Origin of the sequence: Cellulomonas phragmiteti (genome assembly GCF_016862775.1) — a bacterium.
GTDB lineage: Bacteria > Actinomycetota > Actinomycetes > Actinomycetales > Cellulomonadaceae > Cellulomonas > Cellulomonas phragmiteti.
On sequence record NZ_BONP01000004.1, the window covers coordinates 185,451 to 210,118 of the forward strand.

Annotated in this window: 25 protein-coding genes; 16 read left to right on the plus strand and 9 right to left on the minus strand. The window is 72.8% G+C overall.

The window, feature by feature from the left end:
• The first annotated feature begins 112 nt into the window (after nt 1-112).
• The 7 genes from Cph01nite_RS19045 to Cph01nite_RS05585 all read left to right on the plus strand — a co-directional run bounded on the left by Cph01nite_RS19045 (nt 113) and on the right by Cph01nite_RS05585 (nt 9,174).
• Nucleotides 113-2,359, plus strand: coding sequence for a glycosyltransferase (locus tag Cph01nite_RS19045; protein WP_239069046.1), 2,247 nt, complete (start codon nt 113-115; stop codon nt 2,357-2,359).
• The gene (locus Cph01nite_RS05560; protein WP_239069047.1) at nt 2,353-3,048 is read left to right on the plus strand and encodes a DedA family protein; all 696 of its coding nucleotides are present in this window, start codon (nt 2,353-2,355) and stop codon (nt 3,046-3,048) included. Before Cph01nite_RS19045 ends, Cph01nite_RS05560 begins: the two co-directional genes overlap by 7 nt.
• A 56-nt stretch (nt 3,049-3,104) precedes the next feature.
• Nucleotides 3,105-4,322, plus strand: a complete 1,218-nt coding sequence (locus tag Cph01nite_RS05565; protein ID WP_203671955.1) for a sensor histidine kinase — start codon at nt 3,105-3,107, stop codon at nt 4,320-4,322.
• Nucleotides 4,319-5,020 carry a response regulator gene (locus Cph01nite_RS05570; protein ID WP_203671958.1) on the plus strand — a complete coding sequence of 234 codons (702 nt, stop codon included), beginning with the start codon at nt 4,319-4,321 and terminating at the stop codon, nt 5,018-5,020. The genes Cph01nite_RS05565 and Cph01nite_RS05570 overlap by 4 nt, the downstream gene beginning before the upstream one ends.
• A 185-nt stretch (nt 5,021-5,205) precedes the next feature.
• Nucleotides 5,206-5,946 (plus strand): ABC transporter ATP-binding protein, encoded by a 741-nt coding sequence (locus tag Cph01nite_RS05575; RefSeq protein ID WP_373307542.1) that lies wholly within the window; start codon nt 5,206-5,208, stop codon nt 5,944-5,946.
• On the plus strand, nt 5,943-8,477 hold the full coding sequence (locus Cph01nite_RS05580) for an FtsX-like permease family protein (protein WP_203671961.1): 2,535 nt from the start codon (nt 5,943-5,945) through the stop codon (nt 8,475-8,477). Before Cph01nite_RS05575 ends, Cph01nite_RS05580 begins: the two co-directional genes overlap by 4 nt.
• Nucleotides 8,467-9,174 carry a response regulator gene (locus Cph01nite_RS05585; RefSeq protein ID WP_239069048.1) on the plus strand — a complete coding sequence of 236 codons (708 nt, stop codon included), beginning with the start codon at nt 8,467-8,469 and terminating at the stop codon, nt 9,172-9,174. Before Cph01nite_RS05580 ends, Cph01nite_RS05585 begins: the two co-directional genes overlap by 11 nt.
• 16 nt (nt 9,175-9,190) lie before the next feature.
• On the opposite strand, the gene Cph01nite_RS05590 is transcribed toward Cph01nite_RS05585, so the two are convergent.
• The gene (locus tag Cph01nite_RS05590; RefSeq protein WP_203671963.1) at nt 9,191-10,225 is read right to left on the minus strand and encodes an amidohydrolase family protein; all 1,035 of its coding nucleotides are present in this window, start codon (nt 10,223-10,225) and stop codon (nt 9,191-9,193) included.
• A gap of 190 nt (nt 10,226-10,415) precedes the next feature.
• A complete protein-coding gene (locus Cph01nite_RS05595; protein ID WP_203671966.1) occupies nt 10,416-11,060 on the minus strand; it encodes a TetR/AcrR family transcriptional regulator in 645 nt (214 codons plus the stop codon).
• A 135-nt stretch (nt 11,061-11,195) separates the two neighbouring features.
• Between Cph01nite_RS05595 and Cph01nite_RS05600 the strand changes: the two genes are divergently transcribed.
• A complete protein-coding gene (locus Cph01nite_RS05600) occupies nt 11,196-11,975 on the plus strand; it encodes a glucose 1-dehydrogenase (protein ID WP_203671968.1) in 780 nt (259 codons plus the stop codon).
• A complete protein-coding gene (locus Cph01nite_RS05605; RefSeq protein ID WP_239069049.1) occupies nt 11,972-12,448 on the plus strand; it encodes a nitroreductase/quinone reductase family protein in 477 nt (158 codons plus the stop codon). The genes Cph01nite_RS05600 and Cph01nite_RS05605 overlap by 4 nt, the downstream gene beginning before the upstream one ends.
• 58 nt (nt 12,449-12,506) lie before the next feature.
• On the opposite strand, the gene Cph01nite_RS05610 is transcribed toward Cph01nite_RS05605, so the two are convergent.
• A complete protein-coding gene (locus Cph01nite_RS05610) occupies nt 12,507-13,100 on the minus strand; it encodes a TetR/AcrR family transcriptional regulator (protein WP_203671971.1) in 594 nt (197 codons plus the stop codon).
• Nucleotides 13,101-13,218: 118 nt separating this feature from the next.
• On the opposite strand from Cph01nite_RS05610, the gene Cph01nite_RS05615 reads away from it, so the two are divergent.
• Nucleotides 13,219-13,689, plus strand: a complete 471-nt coding sequence (locus Cph01nite_RS05615; RefSeq protein WP_203671973.1) for an ester cyclase — start codon at nt 13,219-13,221, stop codon at nt 13,687-13,689.
• Nucleotides 13,690-13,757: 68 nt separating this feature from the next.
• On the opposite strand, the gene Cph01nite_RS05620 is transcribed toward Cph01nite_RS05615, so the two are convergent.
• Nucleotides 13,758-14,552: an SDR family NAD(P)-dependent oxidoreductase gene (locus Cph01nite_RS05620; RefSeq protein ID WP_203671975.1), complete on the minus strand. Its 795-nt coding sequence runs from the start codon at nt 14,550-14,552 to the stop codon at nt 13,758-13,760.
• A gap of 101 nt (nt 14,553-14,653) precedes the next feature.
• Between Cph01nite_RS05620 and Cph01nite_RS05625 the strand changes: the two genes are divergently transcribed.
• Nucleotides 14,654-15,523 (plus strand): helix-turn-helix transcriptional regulator, encoded by an 870-nt coding sequence (locus tag Cph01nite_RS05625; protein ID WP_203671977.1) that lies wholly within the window; start codon nt 14,654-14,656, stop codon nt 15,521-15,523.
• Between the two features lie 349 nt (nt 15,524-15,872).
• Here Cph01nite_RS05625 and Cph01nite_RS05630 read toward each other — a convergent pair whose 3' ends face one another.
• The 3 genes from Cph01nite_RS05630 to Cph01nite_RS05640 all read right to left on the minus strand — a co-directional run bounded on the left by Cph01nite_RS05630 (nt 15,873) and on the right by Cph01nite_RS05640 (nt 18,424).
• Nucleotides 15,873-16,886, minus strand: coding sequence for an aldo/keto reductase (locus tag Cph01nite_RS05630; protein ID WP_203671979.1), 1,014 nt, complete (start codon nt 16,884-16,886; stop codon nt 15,873-15,875).
• Entirely contained in the window at nt 16,883-17,341 is a 459-nt protein-coding gene (locus Cph01nite_RS05635) for a MerR family transcriptional regulator (protein ID WP_203671981.1), read from the minus strand. The genes Cph01nite_RS05630 and Cph01nite_RS05635 overlap by 4 nt, the downstream gene beginning before the upstream one ends.
• A gap of 201 nt (nt 17,342-17,542) precedes the next feature.
• Complete coding sequence (locus Cph01nite_RS05640) at nt 17,543-18,424, minus strand: alpha/beta fold hydrolase (RefSeq protein ID WP_203671983.1); 882 nt, start codon at nt 18,422-18,424, stop codon at nt 17,543-17,545.
• 88 nt (nt 18,425-18,512) lie between these two features.
• On the opposite strand from Cph01nite_RS05640, the gene Cph01nite_RS05645 reads away from it, so the two are divergent.
• Nucleotides 18,513-18,995: a MarR family winged helix-turn-helix transcriptional regulator gene (locus tag Cph01nite_RS05645; protein ID WP_203671985.1), complete on the plus strand. Its 483-nt coding sequence runs from the start codon at nt 18,513-18,515 to the stop codon at nt 18,993-18,995.
• 117 nt (nt 18,996-19,112) lie between these two features.
• Here the strand turns inward: Cph01nite_RS05645 and Cph01nite_RS05650 are convergent, their stop codons facing one another.
• Nucleotides 19,113-19,973, minus strand: a complete 861-nt coding sequence (locus Cph01nite_RS05650; protein ID WP_203671988.1) for a phosphotransferase enzyme family protein — start codon at nt 19,971-19,973, stop codon at nt 19,113-19,115.
• A gap of 254 nt (nt 19,974-20,227) precedes the next feature.
• Here Cph01nite_RS05650 and Cph01nite_RS05655 point away from each other — a divergent pair, with 254 nt between their 5' ends.
• The 4 genes from Cph01nite_RS05655 to Cph01nite_RS05670 all read left to right on the plus strand — a co-directional run bounded on the left by Cph01nite_RS05655 (nt 20,228) and on the right by Cph01nite_RS05670 (nt 23,629).
• Nucleotides 20,228-20,560 (plus strand): hypothetical protein, encoded by a 333-nt coding sequence (locus Cph01nite_RS05655; protein WP_203671991.1) that lies wholly within the window; start codon nt 20,228-20,230, stop codon nt 20,558-20,560.
• Nucleotides 20,561-20,698: 138 nt separating this feature from the next.
• Nucleotides 20,699-20,965: a ribbon-helix-helix domain-containing protein gene (locus tag Cph01nite_RS05660; RefSeq protein ID WP_239069050.1), complete on the plus strand. Its 267-nt coding sequence runs from the start codon at nt 20,699-20,701 to the stop codon at nt 20,963-20,965.
• 685 nt (nt 20,966-21,650) lie between these two features.
• The gene (locus tag Cph01nite_RS05665; protein ID WP_239069051.1) at nt 21,651-23,336 is read left to right on the plus strand and encodes a cellulose binding domain-containing protein; all 1,686 of its coding nucleotides are present in this window, start codon (nt 21,651-21,653) and stop codon (nt 23,334-23,336) included.
• Nucleotides 23,337-23,404: 68 nt separating this feature from the next.
• The gene (locus tag Cph01nite_RS05670) at nt 23,405-23,629 is read left to right on the plus strand and encodes a type II toxin-antitoxin system RelE family toxin (RefSeq protein WP_203671998.1); all 225 of its coding nucleotides are present in this window, start codon (nt 23,405-23,407) and stop codon (nt 23,627-23,629) included.
• A 128-nt stretch (nt 23,630-23,757) separates the two neighbouring features.
• On the opposite strand, the gene Cph01nite_RS05675 is transcribed toward Cph01nite_RS05670, so the two are convergent.
• Nucleotides 23,758-24,495 carry a GH25 family lysozyme gene (locus Cph01nite_RS05675; RefSeq protein ID WP_239069052.1) on the minus strand — a complete coding sequence of 246 codons (738 nt, stop codon included), beginning with the start codon at nt 24,493-24,495 and terminating at the stop codon, nt 23,758-23,760.
• Nucleotides 24,496-24,668 lie beyond the last annotated feature (173 nt).

Genomic DNA, 24,668 nt, shown 5'->3' on the forward strand with positions numbered 1-24,668 from the left:
TGCTGAGCAGATGACCACCACGACAGCCCGCAGGGCGGCCGCACCCTGCCGCGAGGAGCTCGGCACCCGCACTGCTCCCGGGCTCCCCGCCGCCGCTCGTCGGGAGGGTTGAGTGGGCGACCACGGCGCCGCCGTCCTGCTCGCGCTGCTGGGTGCCGCCTGCTTCGCGGTGGCCTCCGTCCTCCAGCACCACGAGGTGCGCGCGGGCCACCCGGTCGAGCACCCCGACCGTGGCCGGGATGCCGACGCCGGGCTCGCGCAGCGCCTGCTGCCGGCGCGCCACCTCCTGGGGATCATGCAGCGCCCGCGGTGGCTCGCGGGGCTGGGGATCGCGGGCCTCGGCGCGGTGGTCCACGCCGTCGCCCTGCTCCTGGCCCCCCTGCGCGTGGTGCAGCCGGTCGGGGTCCTCGCGGTCCCGCTGGCGGTGCTGATCGCGGCGGCCCGCACCCGCCGACGCCCGGCAGCGGGTGTGGTCGTGGGGACGACGACGAGCATCGTCGGCGTCGTCGTCTTCGTCGCGACGTCCGCAGGCTCTGCGGCGAGCCGCACACCCGCACGCGGCGCCACCCTGGTCGTCGTCCTGGGCGTCCTCGGGGTCGTCGTGCTCCTCGCCGCGGCCGGGCTGACCCGGTCCGGCACGGTGCGGTGCGTCGCGCTGGCCACGGCGGGCGCGTCGGCGTTCGGACTCGTCTCGGCCCTCGTGCGCGTCCTGTCGCAGCTGGTCGCGACCGACGGGCTGGCGTGGGGCGACCACCGCGTGCTCGGCACCGTCGGCGGGCTGGTGGCCGCGCTGGCTGTCGGGGGCTGGCTCGTCCAGCAGGCGTACCACGCGGGGTCGCCCGAGGTCGTGATCGCCTGCCTCACCGTCGTCGACCCGATCGTGGCGGTGCTGGTCGGCGCCCTCCTGCTCGGCGAGGGCGCGGCCACGCCCGCGGCGACCTGGACGCTCCTCGCCGCGGCGGCGGCAGCGGCCACGGCGGGGGTCCTCACCCTCGCCCACCACCACCCCGACGCCGTCCGTGCCCGTGCCCTGACGCGCGAGCCCGCCCTCGCCCACCCCCGACCTCGGGAGCTCACTGTGACCGCACTTCGCCTGCTCATCGGCGCCGAGACCTACCCGCCGGACGTGAACGGCGCCGCGCGCTTCGCCGGGCGCCTGGCCACCGGGCTCGCGGCCCGGGGGCACGAGGTCCACGTCGTCGCGCCGTCCCCGACCGGCCCGCCGGGTGTGGTCGAGGTGGACGGCGTGACCGTCCACCGCGTCAGCTCCACGCGGTACGGGCCCCTCGAGGCGATGCGGGTCTGCACGCCGTGGGATGCCGCACGGGAGACGGCGCGGATCGTGCGGGAGATCGACCCCGACGTGGTGCACACCCAGGGCCACCTCGCCGTCGGACGCGGCGTCGTGCACGCCGCGCGACGCTCCGGCCGCCGGATCGTGGCGACGAACCACCTGATGCCCGAGAACGTCGTCGGCTACCTGCCGCTCCCGGCCGTGGTCCGGGACGCGGTCGGGAGGTGGATGTGGCGCGACCTGGGCCGCGTCTACGGCCACGCCCAGGTCGTCACCGCTCCCACGCCGCGTGCCGTCGAGCTGCTCACCGAGCGGGCCGGGATCGCGGCGGCCGTCGCGGTGTCGAACGGCATCGACACCGACCGGTTCCGGCCCCGGCCGCACGGGCTCGCCCTCGAGCCCACGATCCTGTTCGTGGGTCGCCTCGATCCGGAGAAGCGCGTCGACGAGCTCCTGCGCGCCGTCGCGGCGCTGCCGAGCACCGTCCGCTGCCGCGTCGAGGTCGTCGGGGAGGGACCCCGGCGCACCGCGTGGGCCGCTCTCGCGGCCGACCTCGGCATCGCCGACCGGGTGCGCTTCCGGGGCCTGGTCACCGACGACGAGCTGCTGGAGTGCTACGCGCGCGCCGACCTGTTCTGCATGCCCGGGGTGGCCGAGCTGCAGAGCCTCGTGACGCTCGAGGCGATGGCGGCGGGGCTGCCCGTCGTCGCGGCCGACGCGATGGCCCTGCCCCACCTCGTCCGGCCCGGGGTCAACGGGCGGCTCTACCGGCCGGGGGACGTCACCGAGCTCTCGGGTCACCTGGCCGACCTGCTCGCCGACCCCGGGCTGCGCCACCGGCACGGGCGCGCGAGCCGCGGGATCGTCGCCGAGCACACCGTCGACGCGACGCTCGGCGCGTACGAGGCCGTGTACGCCAGGGCGCTGGACCGCGAGCCCGTCACCGCGGACAGGTCCGCGTTCCCGGGCCTCCCACCAGCGGCGTCGCCGGTCGCGAGTCGGCTGCCTCAGCAGCGCCGACGTCCGGTGAGGTGGGACGACCTGGAGCCGGAGCCGACGTGCTGACCGACCTGCTGGGCTGGGTGCTCGACGCGATCCAGGCGATCGACCCCGCTCTGCGCACGGTCGTCGCAGGGCTGGTCATGGCGCTGGAGACGAGCGCGCTCATCGGCCTCGTCGTCCCTGGCGACGTCGTCGTCCTCGCCGCTGCGACCGGCGCCACCTCCGTGGGGAGCGCGGCGCTGCTCACGGCGGCGGTGCTCACCGGAGCCCTGGTCGGTGAGAGCATCGGCTTCGGCCTGGGTCGCAGGTTCGGGCCGGCGCTGCAGACGTCGCGGCTGGGACGGCTGCTGGGGGACGAGCACTGGGAGCGGGCCCGACGCTACGTGCAGCGGCGCGGCGGGCCGGCGGTCTTCCTGTCGCGGTTCATCCCGGTGCTGCACTCCACCGTCCCGATGATCGCCGGGACGAGCGGGTTCGGGTACCGCGCGTTCCTGGCGTGGACGGCACCGGCGTGCCTGCTCTGGTCGGCCGCGTACGTCACGGCCGGGTCGTTCGCCGCGACGGTGTTCCGCGACCTGGCGTCCGGGCTGAAGGGCGCCGGGCTCCTCCTCGCCGGCCTCGTGGCACTCGTGGCCCTGGCCGGGCTGGGCGTCAAGACCCTCCTGGTGCGGAACGAACGCCCCTACCTCGAGCCGGGCGCTGCGGACGACGACGCCGCAGGCCTCGTCGCCGGCGCCCACCGGGCGCACTGATGTCCCGTCGAGGGTCGCCGGTCGAGCGTGCCGGACCGGTCCGTAGGGTGAGGACCATGGACGAGGTGCGCGGCGTCGTGGGGTGGATCCGCCGCCGTCCCGCGGTCGCCGACCTCCTCCTCGGCGCCGGGCTCGGACTGGCCTTCGTGGCCGGACCGGTGGCAGCACCGGACTGGCTGAGCGACGGAACGCCGGTCGATCTGACGCTCACCGCGCCGGGCATCGCCCTCACCGTCCTGGCCGCGGTCGCGCTGACGCAGCGGCGTCGTCGTCCCGCCGCGGCCCTCGTCGTGGTCACGACGGCGACGGCTGCGTCGATGGCCGGCGGATGGCAGGCTCACCTCGCTCCGCTCGCCCTCGTGCTGGTGATGTACGGGTTCACGGTGCGCAGCCCGCGCACTCGCGCCCTCGCCGCGGCGGGCGTCGCCTCGATCACGGTCGGGATCGGTGGCGTCGTCGCCGGTGTGCTGCGCGACGACTGGGAACGGCTGGACACGATCGTCCTGCTGGTCTGGACCTCCACGGCGATCGCTCTCGCCGTCCAGGCCCGCCGGGCCACGATCGCGGCGCTCGAGGACCGCGCCCGCCGCGCGGAGGAGTCGCGCGAGGCGACCGCGCGGCGCCGCGTCGCCGAGGAGCGGGTCACGATCGCGCGCGAGCTGCACGACGTGATCGCCCACCACGTGGCGGTCATGAGCGTCCAGTCGGGCGTTGCCGAGCACCTCCTGGAGCGGGACCCCGTCGCGGCCCGCGCGGCGCTCGGCCACGTCCGGGGCGCGGCCCGCGCGGTGCTGAGCGAGCTCCAGTCCGTGCTCGGTGTCCTGCGGCAGGACGAGGCGGCGGTACCCACCGCCCCAGCCCCGGGCCTCTCGGGGCTCGAGGGTCTCATCGACTCGTTCCGGGCGACGGGCACCCCGCTCGAGACGAGGATCCCCGACCTCCTGCCCGTGCTGCCCCCGGCGGCCGACGTCGCCGCGTTCCGGCTCGTGCAGGAAGCCCTCACCAACGTCCAGAAGCACGCAGCCAGGGCCCCGACGACCGTGCGCGTCGAGGTGGACGGCGACTCGATCGTCGTCGCCGTCACCAACAGCCGTCCGCCCACCCGAGAGCCGGGCGGGTGGGACGTCGCGGATCCTGGCGCAGGCTCCGGCCTCGGCCTGATCGGCATGCGCGAACGGGTCATGGCGGCGGGGGGCCGGCTCGAGACCGGGCCCACCCCTGACGGCGGCTTCGACGTCACCGCCCGACTGCCGCTGACCCAGGAGGACCCATGACCATCCGTGTCCTGATCGCCGACGACCAGGCGCTCATCCGTGCGGGCTTCCGCGTCCTCATCGACGGGGCCGACGACCTGGAGGTCGTCGCCGAGGCGTCCGACGGCGAGCAGGCCGTCGCGCTCGCCCGCACCGAGCGGGCCGACGTCGTGCTCATGGACATCCGGATGCCCGGGCTCGACGGGCTCGAGGCCACCCGGCGGATCAGCGCCGACGAGGACCTCGCCGGGGTCAAGGTGCTCGTCCTGACGACCTTCGAGCTCGACGAGTACGTGTACCTCGCCCTGCGCGCCGGTGCGAGCGGGTTCCTCGGCAAGAGCGTGGACCCCGACGACCTCCTCGGCGCCATCCGACTCGTCGCCGCGGGGGAGGCACTGCTCTCCCCGGCCGCGACGCGCTCGCTGATCATGACGTTCCTCGCGCAGCCGAACCGGGTCGCGGCAGCCGGCTCACCCCCCGCGCTCCAGCAGCTCACCGACCGCGAACGCGAGATCGTCGCCCTCGTCGCGGGCGGCCTGACCAACGACGAGATCGCCGAGCGGCTCGTCATCTCACCGATGACCGTCAAGACCCACGTCAACCGGTCCATGACCAAGCTCGACCTCCGCGACAGGGCCCAGCTCGTCGTCGCCGCCTACCAGTCTGGGCTGGTCCAGGTCGGTCCGCAGCCTCCGGGCGCCGTACCACCGGCGACGTAGCCGCAACGGCCCGCACCAGGACGACGCGCCGGACCCCACCCGCTGGGCAGGCTCGACACACTGCGCCGCCGGGCACGAGTGCTGCCGGTGGCCACCAGCCACGTGGTGACGATCCACCACCCATCGGAGGTCTCGTGTCCCCACATCCGGATTCCACGGTCGTCGAGACGCAGTCCGGAGGCGCGGTGTCGTCGCCCGCTGACGACGCTGCGGCCATGCTCGTCGGCGCGGTCAAGCGGTACGGCTCCGGCCGGTCGGCCGTCGTCGCTCTGGACGACGTCACCCTCGCCTTCCCGGCAGGGAAGTTCACCGCGGTGATGGGCCCGTCGGGTTCGGGGAAGTCGAGCATGATGCACTGCGCCGCCGGGCTGGACCGGCTGACGTCGGGCCGCGCCTTCGTCGGCAGCACCGACCTGTCGACCCTCGACGACCGCGAGCTGACCCTGCTGCGGCGGGAACGGATCGGGTTCGTGTTCCAGACGTTCAACCTCGTGCCGACTCTCACGGCCGAGGAGAACATCTGCCTGCCGCTGACGTTGTCGGGCCGGCGGCCGAGCGGTGAGGTGCTCGACCAGGTCGTGTCGATGCTGAGCCTGGGTGATCGCCTGCACCACCGGCCCTTGGAGCTCTCGGGCGGTCAGCAGCAGCGCGTCGCCGTCGCCCGGGCGCTCGTCGCCCGGCCGCAGGCGGTGTTCGCCGACGAGCCCACCGGCAACCTCGACACCCGGTCCGGGCAGGAGATCCTCGGGTTCCTGCGGTCGGCGGTCGATCAGCACCAGCAGTCGATCGTGATGGTCACGCACGATCCCCACGCCGCCGCCTGGGCGGACCAGGTCGTCTTCGTCGTCGACGGCCGGGTGCACGACGTGATGGACGGCCCGTCGGCGAGCTCGGTGCTCGACGTGATGAAGGACCTGGGTCGATGAGCGAGATGGTGCGGAGCGCGGCCCGGAGCGCGCTCGCGAGCAGGGGTGGGTTCCTGCTCACGGGCACGGCGATCGCCCTGTCGGTGGCGTTCCTCGCCGCGACGCTCGTGCTGTCCGACTCGATGCGCGGCCGAGCGGCGAGTGACATCGCCGAGGCGCTGGCCGGGACGGACGCCGTGGTGCAGGGCGTCGAGGTCGGCGAGCCCGGCGGAGGCCCGGGAGACCCGGCCAGGTCGGTCCAGCGGTCACTGGATCCCGACATCACCGAGCGCGTGGTGGCGGTCGACGGTGTCGACGCGGCCGCCTCGCAGTGGGTCGGCTTCGCGAAGCTGGTGGTCGACGGGTCGTCGGTCGGAGCCGGCACGGCGAGCGACGTCGGTCGCAACTGGGTCGCCGACCCGGCGCTCAACCCGTTCCGGCTCGCGAGCGGGCAGGCGCCGACCGAGGTCGGCCAGATCGCGATCGATCGATCGCTCGCCCGTGACGCGGACCTGGCTCCGGGTGACACCGTCCAGGTCCTGACCGCGACGGGGATGCACGACGCGACCATCACCGGTGTCGCGACGTTCGCGTCGGCGGACGCGGCACCGCTGCAGCGGACGGTCCTGTTCCCCGACGGGGCCGTGCCGGCCTGGCTGGACCCGGCGGCACCGACCCAGGTGCTCGTCGAGCTCGCGCAGGACGCTGATCGCGCCGAGGTGCTCGGACGACTGTCGGCGCTGTCCGACGGCCAGGTCGTCGACGGACCCGACCACATCCGCACGATGCAGGTCGCCGCGACGTCACCGCTGGAGTTCCTCAACGTGTTCCTCCTGGCCTTCGCCGTGGTCGCGGTGCTGATCGGCGTGACGATCATCTTCAACACGTTCGCGCTCGTCGTCGCCCGCCGCCGGCGGGAGTCGGGGCTGCTGCGTGCGATCGGCGCGGAACGACGCCAGGTCCTCGGCGGGGTGGTCATCGAGGCGGCGCTCGTCGGGACGGTCGCCACGCTGGTCGGCCTCGCCCTCGGGGTCGCGGGAGTGGGCGCACTGCGCTGGGTCGTCGGACTCACCGGGGTCACGTTGCTCACCGGGCCGTCGATCGTGAGCGCGACCTCGATCGCGATCGCCGCGACCGTGGGCATCGGCACGACGATCCTCTCGGCATGGATCCCGGCTCGCCGCGCAGCGGCGACACCGCCGATCGAGGCGCTGCGCGAGAGCGCGGCGGAACCCCGCCGTGTGAGCCCGGTGCGCACGGCGAGCGGGCTCGTGCTCGCCGCGGTCGCGGCGGTGGGAGGAGCTGTGGCTGTGGTGGGCTCGAACCCGGCGTGGCTCGGGCTCGTCGCCGCCGTCGTCCCGGCGCTCGTGCTGTGCGGCCCCGCGATCGTGACGGCGTCAGCGCACCTGAGCGCCCCGGTGGCCCGCCGCGTCGCCGGTGTGCGTGGCGCGATCGCCGCCGGCAACCTGGCCGCGAGCCCCCGCCGATCGGCGTCGACGGCCCTCGCGCTCATCCTCGGGACCGCGATGGTCACGCTGTTCGCGGTCTTCGCGAGCTCTCTGACCAGCGGGGTCGGGACGGACGTCCGTGAAGGTCTGCAGGCGGACCTGGTGGTCACCTCGGCGACCCCTGACGTCTCGACGATCGATCCCACCCTGGCCGGCCGCGTCGCAGCGCTGCCCGGCGTCGACGCGGTCGCCACGTTGGCGAAGGCCGAAGGGATCGTGGCGGGGGCGGCCGAGTCGATCGGCGGCATCGACCCGACGACCCTGGCCGCCGTGTTCGACCTCGACCTCGTCGCCGGCGACCTCACCGACCTGCGCTCGGGAGGCGTGGCCGTGGTGGGCGACGACCCGACGCTGCTCGGCGGAACCCTGCAGATCGAGTTCGGACGCTCGACCATCGACGCGCCGATCGTCGCCGTGGTCGCCAGGAGCACCGGTGGTTTCGAAGCCCCCTTGTACTTCGTCGACGACGCGACACTGGAAGCCTCGGCCGGTCGCATGCTCGACGCGCTGGTGTTCGTCGACCTCGCCGACGGGGCAGGCGCGGACGTCGAGGACGCCGTGCGGTCGCTGGTCCGAGGAGCGCCCGGGGCGTTCTTCGAGACCCGTGCCGAACACGTCGCCGGCAGCGGGAGCGAGATCGCCGCGTTCGGCAGCTTCATCGACGGGATGCTCATCCTCGCGAGCGTCATCGCGCTGCTCGGGGTCGCCAACACCACGGCCCTCGCCGTCAGGGAACGCTCGGGGGAGATCGGGCTGCTGCGAGCGGTCGGCACGACCCGCCAGGAGCTGCGTGGCATCGTGCGGCTCGAGATGGGGCTCCTCTCCCTCGTGGCAGCATCGATCGGCATCGTCGTCGCCGTCGGCTTCGGCTGGGCGCTGATCGACCTCACCGGAGGCACGGAGATCCCCTCCGTCGTCGTGCCGTGGACCCGCCTCGTCGTGACATTCGTCGTGGCGGTCGCAGCCGGCGTCCTCGCTGCAGCGTGGCCCGCGTTCCGGGTCTCCCGGGTGCCCGTGCTCGAGCTGGTGGCCCGTGGCCGCTGACGCGCTCGGGTCCACACCCGCCGCGGCGGGGCGCGACATCCGCGTGCTGCTCGTCGACGACCAGGTGCTCGTGCGTCGCGGGTTCGCAGCGCTGCTCGCGCACGAGCCCGGCGTCGAGGTCGTCGGTGAGGCCGGCGACGGTGCTCAGGCGGTCGCCGAGACCTGGCGGAGACGCCCGGACGTCGTGCTGATGGACATCCGGATGCCGCGCGTGAACGGGCTCGACGCGACCCGGGCGATCCGCGGCGACGTCCGGCTCAGCGCCACCAAGGTGCTCGTGCTCACCACCTTCGCGCTCGACGAGGACGTCCACGAGGCGCTGCGGGCCGGTGCCTCCGGGTTCCTGCTCAAGGACACCCCGCCCCGACTGCTGCTCGAGGCGATCGCGGCGGCTGCCGCCGGTGACGTCGTCATCTCACCGGCGGTGACCAAGCGGCTGGTCGCCGACCTCGTCCGGCGACCGGTCGGCCGCCCGGGAGGTCTCGGTCCCCTCGACGTCCTGAGCGAGCGGGAGCGCGAGGTGCTCGCCGAGGTCGCACGTGGCCGGACCAACGCCGAGATCGGCCGGTCGCTCTACATGTCGCCGCTCACGGCGAAGACGCACGTCAGCCGCATCCTCGGCAAGCTGGGCGCGCGGGACCGCGCCCAGCTCGTGGTCATCGGGTACGAGACCGGACTCGTCCGCCCGGGCGGGTGAGGACGCGCGAGCTGCGTCAGACCGTGATGCCGAACAGCTTCTCGGCGTTGCGGAACGCGATCTTCTCCTTGTCCTGGCGCGGGAGGTCCACCGCGCGGAACCAGTCGGTGCCTTCCTTGATGCCTGCGAAGGGGTAGTCGGTCGCGAACATCACGCGATCCACACTGATGTACTTGAGCAGGAGCTGGAGCAGCTCGTCCTGGAAGAACGCGCTGGTGGTGAACCAGAAGTTGTCCTGGAAGTACTGCTCGAAGGGCTTCTCGAGGGAGCCCTCGGTGGGCTCGCCCATGTCGTTGGCGATCCGCTCGTAGTAGAACGGCAGGCCCTCGCCCATGTGGCCGACGATGATCTTCAGGCGGGGGAACCTGTCGAACACCCCGTACGCGATCATGCGGATGCACTGGGTCAGCACCTCCTGGTGCCAGCCGTACCCGGACCCGCTGAAGATGTAGTCCTGGTACTCCTGCGTGTACTCCGTCCGCGTCGTGCGGTAGTAGATGTCGAAGACCTCGTCCGCGGGATACCCAGGATGCAGGTAGATCGGCACGTCGAGGTCCTGGGCACGTGCCAGGACGGGCTCGAAGTCGGGATGGTCGAGGTACTTCCTGCCGATGTGCCCGTTGGTCAGGGCGCCCAGGAACCCGTCGTCGCGGACCGAGCGCTCCAGCTCGTCCGCCGCCGCCTCCGGGCTCTGCAGGGGCAGGGTCGCGAAGGCCTGGAAACGGCCCGGGTGGCTGGCCATGGGCCCGTCGACGAGCTGCCGGTTGAGACGGTGGGCGAAGTCGATGCCCTCCTGACCCGGGACGTTCTGCACGGACGGCGTGTGCGCGGAGAGGATCTGGACGTCGAGACCCCCCTCGTCCATGTCGCTGATGCGACGCTGCCCCAGATCCGCGAGACCGATCTCCTCGAGGAACGCGATGTGGTCCTCGTTGATGGAGTTCAGCGTCAGCAGCTCGGGCGTCGAGAAGGTCTCCTCCACGCCGATGAACTTCAGGTCCCGGTCACGGAGCGCGATGTCCTGGCTCCTCGGTTCGTCGGAGCGCGACATGAGTCCCGTGGCGGACAACCCAACGCCGGCGCCGAGCGCGAACGCTCCTGCGACAAAGCTGCGGCGTCCTACCAACGGCTTTGCTGGTCCTTTTTCGATCTGCGTCATGCCCACCACTGTGACGGCGGGCGCCGGTCGCCGCGTACGCCTACCGGAGGTGGCATGTACGGCCACGGCAGTACGTGCCGACTCAGCGTTCGGTCGACGTCCCCGACCCCGGCACGGCGTACCGGGCGACGATGGTGCGGACGGCCTCCTCGACCACCTGCGCGACGCGGTCCGCGCCCACCTCCCAGCCCGGCACCAGGAGGGTCGGCCAGAAGACGTAGTGGGCGATCATGCCCAGGAACTGGGTGGCGGCGAGCTCGGTGTCCTCGATGCGCACCGTGCCCGCCTCGTGCGAGGCGGAGAGGTACCGCTGCACCGACTCGAAGTAGGGCAGCTTCCCCTGCGCGAACTGCGCACGGGCCAGCTCGGGGAACCGCGGCATCTCGGCGATGACGATCCTGAACAGGTCGGTCATCTGGCCGCGGCCCAGCAGCTCGGCATAGCGGCGACCGAGGATGCCGAGCCCGTCCGCGACGTCACCGGCCGGTGGGGGCTCCTGCTCGTCGGTGGCGGACCACGCCTCGGTCACGATCGCGTCGAACAGGCCCGCCTTCGTCGAGAACTGCTTGAACAGGGTGGCCCGTGAGACGCCCGAGCGTTCGGCGATGCGTGCCAGCGACGTCCGGTCGTACCCCAGCTCGAGGAACAGCTCGGTCGCGGCGGTGACGATGGCCGTCCGCTTCTGCTGGGCGACGCGCTGGTGGTAGGTCGTCGCGGAGCTGCTCATGCCGCAACTCTATGAGGTGAGTGGCTTGACTCACCATGCCGGACGACCTAGCGTCCGATGGTGAGTCGGTCGACTCACCACCGGGCCCGCTCAGCAGCGGTCCCGGCCACCCGTCCGTCCAGGGAAGGACCAGCCATGCACCGCTTCGACGACCGGACAGTGCTCGTGACCGGAGGAACCGGCGGCCAGGGCTCGAGCCACGTCCGCGCCTTCCACGCGGAGGGAGCCAACGTCGTGATCGGCGACATCGACACCGCGCGCGGCGTCGCTCTCGCCGACGAGCTCGGTGCCCGCGCGGTGTTCACCCGCCTCGACGTCACCGACGAGGGCTCGTGGGCTGCCGCGGTGCTCACCGCCGAGAGCGCGTTCGGCACCCTCGACGTGCTCGTCAACAACGCGGGCGTCCAGAACCCGCCAGCACCGATCGAGACGACGGACCCGGCCGTGTGGTCGCGGGTCCTGGGCATCAACCTCACGGGGACCTTCCTCGGCATCAGGGCCGCGGCCCCCGCTCTGCGCCGCGCAGCGGGCGGAGTCATCGTCAACGTCGCCTCGACCATGGGCCTGGGCGGCACTGCGCACTACGCGCCGTACGTCGCCAGCAAGTGGGCCGTGCGCGGCCTCACACAGACGGCAGCGCTCGAGCTCGGCCGCGACGGGATCCGTGTGAACACCATCCACCCCGGCGTGATCGCGACCCCCTTCATCCACGAACCGGCAGCCGGGGCGACCACGGCGATCGCCGACGTCTACTCGCCCGAGCCGTTCGCCGTCCCGCGCCTCGGGGAGCCGACCGACGTCACGCGGCTCCTGCTGTTCCTCGCCTCGGCCGAGGCGTCGTTCATCACGGGGTCGGAGTACGTGATCGACGGCGGGCTCCTCCTCGGGCCGGCCTTGCAGCGGAGTGCTGCATGAGGGGCCCCGAGGCACCAGGACGCGGCGACCCCGCACGGGACACCTCGGTCTCGCACCTGCCCGATCGCATCCGGCGAGCCATCGAGATCACCCCGGCCGCGGGCACCAGCCAACGGACCATCGACATCACGACCGTGGGGCGCCGCACCGGCCGGCCTCGCCGTATCGAGATCTTCTTCTACCGCGCTGGGGGCGCGACCTACCTGTGCAGCGGCGCCCACGGGGCGGCGACCGGCTGGTACGCGAACCTCCTCGCCGACCCCGCCTTCACCTTCCACCTCAAGCACGGCGTCCGTGCCGATCTGCCCGCGCGGGCCACGCCGGTCACCGACCCGGCCGAGCGCCGGGACGTGCTGGCCGCGATCGTCGCGGACCTCAACCAGCCCCATGACCCGGGCACCATCCGGCCGACGCGGCTCGAGGACTGGGCCGACAGCCGGCTGATGCGGATCAGCTTCCCGCGTCAGCCCTGATCCAGGCGACCGGGCACCCGGTGGCCGGCGCTCGACGCGGCGGATGGCACGTGCGACCTCACTCCGCCCGGGGCAGGAGGTCGATCGCGGTGTCGGCGACCCCCGCAAGTCGGTCGGCGTCGACTCCCGCCTTGCCGAGGGCCTCGATGCCCCGCAGAACGGCCAGGACGAGGGTCGCCAGGTGGTCGGCATCGGCCGCCGGGTCGAGGTCGCCGTGGCGCTGGGCGGCGCGGATGTCCTCGGCAAGGGTCGCGGCGATCCGCTCCAGCGTCTGGCGGGACCGCGCGACGACGTCGGGCTCGTGCTCGGACAGCTCGGCGACACCCTTCGCGAGGAGGCACCCGCGGTGGAGCCGGTCGGCGGCGATGCCGGCCGCTGCCGCACGGATGTGCGCGCGCAACCGGTCGTAGGCCTCGTCGTCGGGTCCGCTCAGGTCGCTCGCTACCTCGTCGGCGATGCGGGCGCAGTAGGTGTCGAAGGCCCTCAGGAACAGCTGCCGCTTGCCGCCGAAGGCGCCGTAGAGGCTGCCCTTGCCCAGGCCTGTGGCCGCGGCGACGGCGTCCATGCTCGTGCCGGCGTACCCCGTGGCCCAGAACTGGTCACGAGCGGCGTCGAGCACCGCGTCCTCGTCGAACTCCCTCGGCCTGGCCACACCGTGATCCTAGCCGTTCTTGACGGGTCGGTACAGAACGCCTAGATTTGTGGACGCATCAGTCCAGAACCCGACCGGCGGCATCGCCCTCCGGCTCGGGCACGACCAAGGAGCAGTCATGACGACGAACGCCGACGTGGTCCGCGAGGCGTACCGCCTGGCGGAGGGGGACACCCTCGACGGCGAGAGGTTCCGCGCCCTGTTCACCGAGGACGGGACGTTCAACGACGTGCCGAACGCGCTGACCTTCCGCGGGGACCAGATCCCGGCCGCGCTCGCGGGCCTCGCCAGTGCGTTCCCGGACATCCACCGCGAGCTGCTCGCGGTGCACGCGGTCGGAGACGTCGTCGCCGTCGAGCTGCGCATCCAGGGGACGCACCTCGGCCCGTTCCCGACCCCGGCCGGCGAGATCGTCCCGACGGGTCGACGCATCGACGTGCCGGCTGCTGACCTCTGGTACCTGCGCGACGGGCGGGTCGAGACCTTCAACTGCTACAACGCGGCCAACGTGTGGCTCACCCAGCTCGGCGCCGCCCCCGACTTCGCGGCAGCGGTCGAGGCGGCCGCGACCGCCGCCGGCAGGGCGTAGGGCACAAGGCGCGGACCGCGTCACGGGACCTGCGCCCTGCGCGCGGCGGAGGCACACGTCCGGGGAGGCTAGACGGGGCGCGTGGCGGTGATGCCACCGTCGACCGGGATCTCGGCGCCGTGGACGTAGTGCGCGTCATCCGAGAGCAGCCACGCCACGGCCCCGGCGATCTCGGTGGGGGTACCTGGCCGGCCGGCTGGGGTGCCCGAGGTCATGCGGGTGATGATGTCGCCGTCGGAGGCGTTGACGGGGGTGCGGGTGGCGCCGGGGGAGACGGTGTTGACCCGGACGCCGCGCGGGCCGAACTCCGCGGCCCAGCTGCGCGCGAGCTGGATCTCCGCGGCCTTGGTCGCGGAGTACAGGCCGACGAACGGGTGCCCCACGTGGGCCATCCAGGACCCGATGACGACGATCGAGCCGTGGCCGCGCTCGGTCATGGCCGGGGCCAGCGCCGCGGTCAGGACGTGCGGCGCACGCACGTTGACCGCCAACGTCGCCTCCAGATCGGCGTCGGTGAGGGTGACGGTGTCCACGGCGGGGCACAGCGCGGCGTTGTGGACGACCGCGTCCAGGTGGCCGCCGGCGGCCGCGCTCGCGGCGTGCGCGAACGCGCGCAGCGCGTCCGGCGGGCCGGCGAGGTCGGAGACCATGAACACGGCCCGGCCGCCGAGCTGCTCGATCTTGGCGACGACTGCGGCACCGCGGTCGGCGTCGCGGCCGGTGACGACGACCCGCCAGCCGCGCCCCGCCAGGGTGCGGGCGGTCGCGGCACCGATGCCGCTGGTGGAGCCGGTGACCAGGACGGTGCGGGACTGCTCGGCGGCGGCCGTTGTGGTGGGGGAGAGGGTCGGTGAGGTGGTCATGGTGATCACCCCACCGCTCGTCGGGGCGACGCACCAGGGTGCACGATGCCGGGGCACGGCGTGCCCAGGTCCGCGTCGCGGTCCGCTCGTACGCTGGCGGGGTGCCTGCCGACCGTTCCGCCCTCGGGGCGTTCCTGCGCTCACGGCGGGACCGCCTCACCCCGGCGCAGGCCGGCATCGCGGCGTTCCCCGGTCCGCGGCGGGTGCCGGGCCTGCGCAAGGAGGAGCTGGCGGTGCTCGCCGGGCTCAGCCCGGACCACTACAGCCGGCTGGAGCAGGGGCGGCAGCAGACCGTGACCGACGAGGTGGTGCGGGCCCTGTCGCGCGCCCTGCAGCTCGACGACGTCGAGCAGGCGCACCTGCGAGACCTGGCTGCGCCGACCTCGCGCCGGCGGTGGGCGGTGGCCGAGGCCGCCCAGCGTCCCGACCCGGGGATGCTGCGCCTGATGGACGTGCTCGACCACGTGCCGGTGCTCCTGCTGGGACGCCGGTCGGTGGTGCTGGCGCGCAACAGGCTGCTGTCCGCCGTGCTGGGCACGGACATGGAACCGGGGAGCTCGTTCGCGCGGTGGCTGTTCCTGGACCCGGCGGCGCGGGTGCGCCTCACCAACTGGGCCGACTTCGCCGGCCCCGCGGTCGGGGCGCTGCGCTACGAGGTGGGACGGCACCCCGACGACCGGCTCCTCGTCGAGCTCGTCGACGAGCTGCGACGAGGCGACCCGGACGTCGCCGGGTGGTGGGACGACCAGCGGGTCACGTTCCGCACCTCGGTGACCAAGCACGTCGACCACCCCGCAGCGGGACCCCTGACGTTCGGCATCGAGTCCGTCGTCGGGCCCCACGACCCCGAGCAGCGCCTCGTCGTCTACACCGTCGCGCCGGGTTCACCGACCGCGCACGCCCTCCCGCTCCTGGGGAGTTGGGCGTCGGAGCCGGAACCCGGTCGTCCGGCGCGTCTTCCGACGCGCTGACGCACGACCGGACAGGTCACCGACTACCCGACGACGTGCGAGGGCCCTGTCACCCGGGATCGGGTGACAGGGCCCTGGTCGCGCGTCCGCCGCCGTCGAACCGGCCGGCGTGCTCCGCAGGCGTCAGGCCCGGCGGCGACGGCGGCCGGTGAGCGCGTCGAACACGCGCTTGAGCAGGGCTCCCTTGAACAGGGCTGAGACGAGACCCATGGCTCCTCCTTCGTCGTCGGTCCTCAGGACGCTAGTGCCGTACGGGCCGGTGCGCGCGGTGGGCGGGCGGGCAGCGGCCTCGTCACAGGGCCCGCCCCCGACCGCCGTCGACGGCGGCCCGGAAGGACCGCACCTCGGGTCAGGCCTCGTCCAGGCGCGTGCGCTGCTCGTCCGTCAACCGCAGGTCCAGCGCGGCCACCGCCTGCGCCCAGCGGTCCTGGCGCGTCGTCCCGACCAGGGGGATCACCCGCGGTTCGGTCCGCGCCAGCAACCACGCGAGCACCACCTGGCTGCCCGTCGCGCCGGTCTCGGCGGCGATCGCGTCGACCGCCGCGAGCCGGCCGTCCGTGTGCGGGCCGGCGTAGTTGGCGAGCATCCAGTTCCCGGCGCGCTCCTCGGCGGTCTGGTCGTACGCGCCCTTGAGCAGCGGCGAGTACGCGACCAGGGTGAGCTCCGGGTGCGTCTCGAGGTAGTCGAGCTGCTCGTCGTCGACGATCGACCCCTGCCGCAGCCCGGGGCGACGCTGCAGGTAGGAGTGCTCCTGCTGCAGCGCGACGGGCGCCGGCCACCCGTGCTGCCGGCAGAGCTGCGCGATCTCGGCGAGCCGCCACGCGCGCACGTTCGACCAGCCGACGTACCGCACCTTGCCCTCCGCGACGAACGCGGCCAGCTCCGCCAGCGTCTCCTCCAGCGGGGTGGACCGGTCGTCGACGTGCACGAAGTACAGGTCGACGTGGTCGGTGCCCAGCCGGCGCAGGGACGCCTCGAGCGAGCGGCGCAGCACGGGCGCCGACGCCCCGACGAACCGCTCGCGCGCGGCGTCCCAGTCGGGCGCACCGCCGTCGGCCGGCCACACCTCGTCCACGTCGCGGATCATCGCCGTGCCCTTGGTGGACAGGAACGTGCGGTCGCGGCTGCCCGGGCGGGACGCGAACCAGCGGCCGAGCAGCTCCTCGCTCTGCCCGCCCGTGCTGCCGCGGTCCTCCCACCACGCGTAGCAGTCGGCGGTGTCGAGGAACGTCCCGCCGTCGGCGGCGAACCGGTCGAGCAGCGCGAACCCGCCCGCGTCGTCCGTGCGCGTTCCCAGCAGCATCGCGCCGAGCGCGACCGCGCTGACCTGCTCGCCCGTGGTGCCCAGCTCGACGGTCCTCATGGCTGCTCCTTCACGCCGGCGAGGGCCGGCTCGTCGTCGGGGGTGGGGTGCTCGACGCCGAGGATCGTGCGGTAGACGCCGATCTTCGTCTCGAGCGCGGCGAGGTGACGGGTCAGCAGCTCGACGTGCGCGCGCAGCCGCGCGCGGTGGTCGACCAGCACGTCGACGCGGTCGGCGATCGTGTGGTCACCCTGCCGCGTCAGCTCGACGAACCGCTGCATGTCCCGGATCGACATCCCCGTCTGCCGCAGCAGCGTGAGGAACACGACCCGGCCCAGGTCGTCGTCGGTGTAGCGGCGGTGCCCGCCGGGCCCCCGCGGCACGGGGTCCATCAGGCCGATCCGCTCGTAGTACCGCAGGGTGTGCGCGCTGACGCCCGTGCGTGAAGAGGCCTCCTCGATCGTCAGCCCCGTCGGGACCTGCCCTGTCGGGTCCAGCACCGTCACCTCGTCCATGCCCCTGACGCTAGGGATTCGAGCGCGCTCGAAGTCAAGGGCTTGTCACCCGCGCCCGGTGCGGTCCCGCTCGGAGCTCGCCCGTCGCAGTGAGGGCACAGGGCGCGCGAGGTCGTCCATGACGGTGCTCGAGCCGTCGCCCTCCGGTGCGGTAGGGGATCGGCGCGGGGGCGCCGAGGCTCAGCGCCCCCGCCCCATTGGTCACGCTGCGTCGACTGAGCTGGTGAAGTCGAGAATCGCCGCTGCGAGCGCGTCGGGCGCTTCCAGGGCGGCGTAGTGGCCGACGCCCTCCAGCTGGACGGCGGTGACCTCACCCGCCGTGACATGACCGAGCGTCGCGGACGTGAACGGTCCACCGCCGGCGCCGACGGCGAGCGCGGGCACGGTCAGCGGCGTCGACTCCGCCAGGGCCCGCAGGTCGTCACCCTCGCTCAGCATCGAGCGGTACAGGCCGACGGCCCCGCGCCAGCCGTGGGGGCGGGCGTAGGTGCGAGCGAACTCGGCCACGTCGGCGTCGGTGACGGACCCGGCGACTGCGGTCATGCTCGGGAAGGCCCACCGGCCGAGCAGCTCGTGCTCTCGTCCTGCGAACAGCAGGTCCGGGATGCCGGGCGCCGCCAGGGCGCCGATGTGCCAGGAGCCGCCGCGCGTGACGTCGGCCAGGGCCTCCAGGCCGAACCCGGCCAGGCCCATCTCGATCGCCGTGAGACTGAGGACGTCCTGCGGGTGCGTGGCCGCGAGCCGGAACACGGTGCCCCCGCTGATGTCCTGCGCGGTCACGTGCACCGGGCCCCAGCCGAGGTGCTCGATCAACCCGTGCAGGTCCTCCGCGGCGGTGGTGCTGTCGTGGTCGTCGTCGGCGGTGCTGGAGTCGCCGAAGCCGCGCAGGTCCACGGCGACGACCCGGTGCGCGTGGGCGAGCAGCGGGATGACCTTGTGGAACGCCCACCACGTCTCCGGGAACCCGTGCACGAGCAGGAGGGGCGACCCGGTGGCGCCCGCGGTCACGTAGTGGATCTGCGCGTCGTTGATCTGTGCGGTGTGGTGGGTGGCGGTGGGGATGGTCGCCCTCGTGGTGCTCATCGTCGACTCCTCAGATAGACAACTAGGTTGTCCATCACCATAGACAACGCAGTTGTCGATGTCCATCGGGGTGCCTAGGCTTCTCGTCATGTCCCGATCCGGCGCCGACCTCGCGCTGCTGCTGCTCGGCGGCTTCCGCACGCTCGTGGACGGCGCGATGGTCGAGCTGGCCGCTCGCGGCTACGAGGACTTCCGCCCGACCCACGAGTTCGCGATGCGCGCGATCATCGCCGGCGCCGACAGCGCGTCCGACGTCGGACGACGCCTGTCCATCTCCAAGCAGGCGGCTGCGAAGACCATCGCGGTCCTCGTCGCACGCGGTTACGTGTCGAGCGACCCGGACCCGTCCGACGCTCGACGCAACCGGATCCAGGTCACCGCCCGCGGGCTCGACGTCCTGCGCGAGGGCGAAGCGGTCTTCGAGGACCTGCGCGCCCGGTGGGAGGAGACGCTGGGCGCCGCGGAGCTTGCGCACCTCGAGGCGAGCCTGGTGAAGCTCGTCGGTCGCGCCACGGTGGACCCGGAGGCGCCCGGCTGGGTCGGCCAGGACGGGATCGCCGGAGAGAAGTAGCGACCGCCGGGCCTCTCCCCTGGCGCCGGATGGTGCGCGTGACACCCTCGGCGCCGCCGTCGTCCCACCGTCGTGCCCGGATCTCAGGTGGAGGCACTCGCGCCGGCGGCATCCGGCCTACGAGTCACCCCCAGATCGAGCCGACCCGAGCACGTCCGCGATCATGCGGTGGCCCTGCTGCTCGAAGTCCTCGTCGCCCACCAGATGCGCCCACACCGCTGTTCCGATCGCTTCGCGCACCCGGTCGCGGTGCCAGGCCGAGGGCTCGCGAGGGTCGGTCCCGTACCCGTCCAGGAAGGCCCGCTCGAGATCCGGTCGCCCTCGGAACTGCTGGGTGGCCAACCGCCCCAGGTCCGTCGCGGCCGGTCGCCAGTCCGCCCGCCCGAAGTCGATGACAGCCAGGCGCCCGTCGTCCACGAGCCAGTTCCGGGGCTGCCAGTCCCCGTGCGTCGGAACGAGCGGACGCGGCGCTGCCGGCCTGGCGAGCTCTGCCCGCAGCCGGTCGACGACGTCGGCGGCGATGCGGTGGTCCCGTCGGAGCCAGGCCGAGGCCCTGGCGTCGGCCCGCGCCTCGTAGTCCTCGCCTGATCGGCTGCTCTGGCGGTGGAGCAGCGACAGGGCGCGGCCGGCCTGACGGTAGGTCTCGGGGTCGTGCTCGGCAGGTGTCCCCTCGATCAGCCGGCCGGGGAGGAAGGTGGTTGCCAGGAGCCGCAGGTCCGCGTGGGCGTGCAGCAGGTGAGGTGCAAGCGCCAGCTCGGCCAACGGCGCCACGAACTCGTGGTGCGCCCGGATCTCACGTTCCATGTGATGGTCGTCAGGCCCGCCGGCCTTGACGATGACGTCGCGCCCGTCGTGGCGCAGCTGCAGCACCGACCTCTCCACCAGGCCCCAGCTGTGGTCGGCCACGAGGGTCGCGCCCGGGAACCACATCTCGAGCACCGCCTGCTGCTCGGCCCGCACGCCTGGGAACGCCCCCATGGGCGTGGACTCTAGTTGCGCCCGCCGGACGGGCCGAGTCCTCAGCCGCTGTGCTGCGCGCCCGGGCGGGTCGGGTCGTGGACCTCGCTGACGATGGCGAACGACGCCCGGCGCACGTCGTCCGTCGCAGAGGAGACGACGAGGGACCCGGCCCCGTCTTCCCAGCGCACGCCTGACGTCCCGCCTCCTAGGGTGACGCGCATGGCCCTGCCCGTCGACAGTCAGCGCGACGCGACGCGACGCGCAGGGCACCTGTGAGCGCCGGAGCGCAGGGGGCCCTCAGCGGCTTCCTGATCGTCGGGCCGTTGTCGTCGGTGATCGTCCTGACGTGGGTGGCGTCGTGGTGGCGCCCGCGGCTCCGGCCGGGAGTCGTCGCGGGGGTCGGGCTGGCTGCAGGTGTGGTGTCGATCGTCGCGGCCATGCAGTGGCCGAACGACGATGAGGGCGGTGGCGTGTCGTCGATGTCGAGCGGGTTTGCCGTGCTCTTCCTCAACGGCATGTTTGCCGTGTGGGTCAGCGTGTCCCTGCTGCTCGTCACGGGGATCGTCGCGCTGGTGCGGTGGGCCCGCAGCGAGGAAGGCGGCTGAGCGCGCGGCGACGGCCTCGCCGTCCGTCTCGTGGACGGAGTCACCACCGGTCTCGCGGTAGGGGCGAGCAGCCGCAACAGGCGCCTCGCCGTGGCTCGCGGTCTTGGGCGCGCGAACAGTTCCGTATACGATTTTGATGTGACTACTCGCGGCGACATCCACGGCAAGCCGGTCGACGACGCACGGATCCAGGCCCGGGCCGACGAGGCCGAGGCCGGGTACGACCCCGTCGCACTGCGACGCCGTGGACGCCCCGCTGCCGGCGAGGGCCCTGGCATCGTGGTGACGGTCCGGCTCGACGGACCGACGCTCGCTGCCTTGATGCAGCGCGCCGACGCCGAGGGCCTGCCGAACCGGACCGAGGCCATCCGGGCAGCGGTGCGAGCCTGGGCGCACGTTGCGTGACAATCACCCCTCAGCGCACAAGCACTACACCAGGGATCGTCTGACCGACGACCACCTCCAGGTCGCTGCTGATGCGCCCCTATACCGACAGCCGCTCGACTGATCATCCACGCGATGAAGGCGCGCGAGCAGTACTACTCCCTGCTGTCCTGATGCCCGACACGGGAGCTGCCCGCCCGGATCGGGCCCTAGCCGTGCGGGGGGAGCGGTGACCGCCGCCCGCGCCGCGTGGACTCCCACACCTGCAGGAACTCACGCCAGCGGTCGCGTCACGGTGGTCAAGCGCTGAAGGAGCCGTCGACCCGCCCGCCACGCCCCAGCAGCGAGGCCGGCGCCGCCCAGTCCTCATCCACTGGGACACCATCGCAGCGGTCTTCGCGGCCATGCGACACCTTTCGCGGCCCCGCGGCACCTAATCGTTTGGGCGATCGCGAGCCCCATGAGGCCCGTGCCACAGTTCGCGGTGCTGCACTGTGATCGTTCACAACTGGCCCCGGACAGGGGCGGATCCCGCCTCCACAGATACGCAGACAGGCGGACTCGGGTCCCTGTCCGCCGACTGCCAGCCGGGACGGTCGGGCGCACACCGGACGACCAACGACGATGGGACGAGATCATGCGGAGAGCTCGACGATCGCGCCGGACATGGGCGGTCACTCTGGCGGCGGCGACGCTGTTCACGGGGGTGACGGTCGCCGGGGCGCCCGTGGCGTCCGCCGCGAGCGGCTGCCGGGTGGACTACACCGTCGCCTCGCAGTGGAACACCGGGTTCACGGCCGGCATCAAGGTCACCAACCTCGGTGACGCGGTCAGCAGCTGGCTGCTCACCTGGACCTTCCCCGCAGGTCAGAGCGTGAGCCAGGCCTGGAACGCCGAGGTCACCCAGAGCGGCGCCGCCGTCTCCGCGAGGAACGCGTCGTACAACGGCTCGCTCGGTACCGGGGCGTCGGCGGACATCGGCTTCAACGGGACGTACAGCGGCACCAACCCGGCGCCCACCTCCTTCGCGCTCAACGGCACCACGTGCACGGGGTCGGTCAGCGGCACCCCCACGCCGACGCCCACGACGACGGTGGCACCGACCCCCACGCCGTCGGCCACCCGGACGCCGACGCCCACGCCGACCCCGCCGGTGGGCGGACCCGCGGACATCACGGTGAACACGGGCACGAAGTACCAGACGATCGACGGCTTCGGTGCCGCCGTGTCGATCTGGGGCGGTGCGTGGTCGACCGCGGACACGCAGACGCTCGTCGGGATGGGCGACAACCAGCTCGGCCTGTCGATCGTCCGCACCGGGATCTCGCCGGTGTCGAGCGAGTGGAACGCGCAGGTCAGCGCGCTGCGGACGGCGAAGGCGTACGGCTCGGAGGTCAAGATCCTCGCCTCGCCGTGGACGGCGCCGGCCTCGTGGAAGTCGAACAACAGCCGGATCAACGGCGGCACCCTGCTGACCTCGCGCTACGGCGACTACGCCAACCACCTCAACAGCTACGTGCAGTACATGAAGGGCCAGGGCGTGACGATCGACGTGACGTCCGTCCAGAACGAGCCCGACTGGCACCCCGACTACGACTCGATGGCGTGGACGGGCGACACGCTCCGCAACTTCGTGCGCGACCACGGCACGAAGATCAGGGACACGAAGCTCATGGTCGCCGAGTCGCTGGGCACGAACCGGGCCTACACCGACCCCACGCTCAACGACGCGACCGCCCGCAACAACATCGGGTACATCGGCGGCCACATCTACGGCCAGGAGAACGGGCCGAACCTCTCCCGGTACCCGCTCGCCGCCCAGCACGGCAAGAACACGTGGATGACCGAGTGGAACTACCACCAGGCCGACGGCAACGGGTCGAACATCTGGGGCGACCCGTCGAACGCCGCCGTGTGGAACGAGACCCTCGACGTCATCATGCCGTCGGTCAACCGCACGATGGAGGCGAACTGGAGCGCGTACGTCTGGTGGTACGGACGGCGCTACTACTCCTTCATCGGTGACGGGGAGTCCGCGTTCGGGACGACGGGCGGAGCGGTCCTCAAGCGCGGCTGGGCCTTCTCGCAGTACTCCAAGTACGTCCGTCCGGGCGACCAGCGCATCGGCGTGACCGAGAGCTCGAAGGCGTCACCGCTGGACATCACGGCCTACCAGGGCGACGGCGGCACGATCACCCTGGTCATCCTCAACCGCTCGACCAGCGCGGTGAACGGAGCCGTCGTCCAGGCGCCGCAGCAGGTCAGGTCCGCACTCCACACGATGACGTCGCAGTACTCCAGCCGGGTACCTCGGACCACGAGCGTCAACGGCAGCCAGGTGACGGTCGACGTGCCCGCACGGAGCATCTCCACGGTCGTCATCACCCTCTGAGCCGGTCCGGCACTGCCGACGGACGGTGCTCCACGTCGAGCCGACGTGGAGCACCGTCGCCGTCGGGCATGAGGGGGTTGCCGCCGAAGATCAGGGACGCGGTGGACTCCTTCATCTACGGGCCGCTGGCAGACAACCCACCACGTGTCGGCACGCGGCTGCGTTCGCCGCTGGACGACCAGCACAGCGCTCGGCGCGGTGAGTACCGCGTGCGGTACGTCATCCACGACGACGAGAACACGATCACCATCATGGGAGTCGACCACCGCCGCGACGCGTACCGCCCACACTGACCCGAGTCGTTCGTCACTGCTCGCCGTCGGTGCCCCTCGTCGGCGAAGCCCGGGCCTGGCCACCGTTCAGCTGTGGCAGGCGGACATCTCCCTGCGGACGCCACCTTCTGACGTCGCCTCCGCCGGGCCTACCGCAGGGCGCGCAGGTCGTCGAGGTCGCCGTCGAAGACGTTCATGTCGATGAACACCTCCTCGCCGTCGTACCCGTCGAGGCGGTCCCGGTTCGAGTACTGCCAGAAGGTCCACGCCCGGTCGTCCGACAGGGTGGGCGGCACGATCACCGACCGGATCCAGATGGGCGTGCCCGGGAAGTGGCTGGCGACGTAGCGGTCGTACGCGCTGGAGGTCGCGTAGACGACCGGCTCGATGCCGTGGTCGCGCAGGGTCTCGATGAGCACGGTCAGCTCCGGGCGGACCTGCGCCGCGTCCGGGGGGTCGCCGTGGAACGTCCCGTAGGACTCGACGTCGATCGCGACGGGCAGCAGGTCCTCGTCGTCCGGGACCGTCGCGAGCACGTGCTCCGCCTGCGCCGCGCCGCTGCTCTCGAAGCTGAAGAAGTGGTACGCACCGACCAGCAGCCCGGCCTCACGCGCCCCGCGCAGGTTGGACTCGAACTCCCGGTCGACGAACGACGAGCCCTCGGTGGCCTTCACGTACGCGAAGTCGACGTCCTGCCGGGCGATCGTCGGCCAGTCGACGGTGCCCTGCCACGCCGAGACGTCGACGCCCCGCACGTCGTAGCGCGCCGCGAACAGACGGTTCGGCCACACCAGGCCGCGCTCGACGAGCACGGCCCCGAGCGCGAGGACGACGACCGTCCCCGTCAGGGCGATCAGCAGGACGCGCACGCGACGGCGGCTCGGCACCGCGCCAGTCTGGCGTGGACGCGCGTCGTGCGCCCTCGACGCCCACCTGACCGGCCGCGGACGCCGCGTGCCATGATCAGGTCGCCGCAGCGCGCCTGGTCCAGGCCAGCTCGCCACGGCGACCGCCGAGGTGCGACTGGCAGCCGGAGAACTCACCGGAGTTGTCCGCTGGT

Excerpts from the sequence above, each read along its gene's own strand:
- Cph01nite_RS05565 (WP_203671955.1), top strand. The coding sequence starts at position 3,105 with ATGGACGAGGTGCGCGGCGTCGTGGGGTGGATCCGCCGCCGTCCCGCG.
- Cph01nite_RS05570 (WP_203671958.1), top strand. The coding sequence starts at position 4,319 with ATGACCATCCGTGTCCTGATCGCCGACGACCAGGCGCTCATCCGTGCG.
- Cph01nite_RS05580 (WP_203671961.1), top strand. The coding sequence starts at position 5,943 with ATGAGCGAGATGGTGCGGAGCGCGGCCCGGAGCGCGCTCGCGAGCAGG.
- Cph01nite_RS05590 (WP_203671963.1), bottom strand. The coding sequence starts at position 10,225 with ATGTCGCGCTCCGACGAACCGAGGAGCCAGGACATCGCGCTCCGTGAC.
- Cph01nite_RS05595 (WP_203671966.1), bottom strand. The coding sequence starts at position 11,060 with ATGAGCAGCTCCGCGACGACCTACCACCAGCGCGTCGCCCAGCAGAAG.
- Cph01nite_RS05600 (WP_203671968.1), top strand. The coding sequence starts at position 11,196 with ATGCACCGCTTCGACGACCGGACAGTGCTCGTGACCGGAGGAACCGGC.
- Cph01nite_RS05605 (WP_239069049.1), top strand. The coding sequence starts at position 11,972 with ATGAGGGGCCCCGAGGCACCAGGACGCGGCGACCCCGCACGGGACACC.
- Cph01nite_RS05615 (WP_203671973.1), top strand. The coding sequence starts at position 13,219 with ATGACGACGAACGCCGACGTGGTCCGCGAGGCGTACCGCCTGGCGGAG.
- Cph01nite_RS05620 (WP_203671975.1), bottom strand. The coding sequence starts at position 14,552 with ATGACCACCTCACCGACCCTCTCCCCCACCACAACGGCCGCCGCCGAG.
- Cph01nite_RS05630 (WP_203671979.1), bottom strand. The coding sequence starts at position 16,886 with ATGAGGACCGTCGAGCTGGGCACCACGGGCGAGCAGGTCAGCGCGGTC.
- Cph01nite_RS05635 (WP_203671981.1), bottom strand. The coding sequence starts at position 17,341 with ATGGACGAGGTGACGGTGCTGGACCCGACAGGGCAGGTCCCGACGGGG.
- Cph01nite_RS05640 (WP_203671983.1), bottom strand. The coding sequence starts at position 18,424 with ATGAGCACCACGAGGGCGACCATCCCCACCGCCACCCACCACACCGCA.
- Cph01nite_RS05645 (WP_203671985.1), top strand. The coding sequence starts at position 18,513 with ATGTCCCGATCCGGCGCCGACCTCGCGCTGCTGCTGCTCGGCGGCTTC.
- Cph01nite_RS05650 (WP_203671988.1), bottom strand. The coding sequence starts at position 19,973 with ATGGGGGCGTTCCCAGGCGTGCGGGCCGAGCAGCAGGCGGTGCTCGAG.
- Cph01nite_RS05670 (WP_203671998.1), top strand. The coding sequence starts at position 23,405 with ATGAGGGGGTTGCCGCCGAAGATCAGGGACGCGGTGGACTCCTTCATC.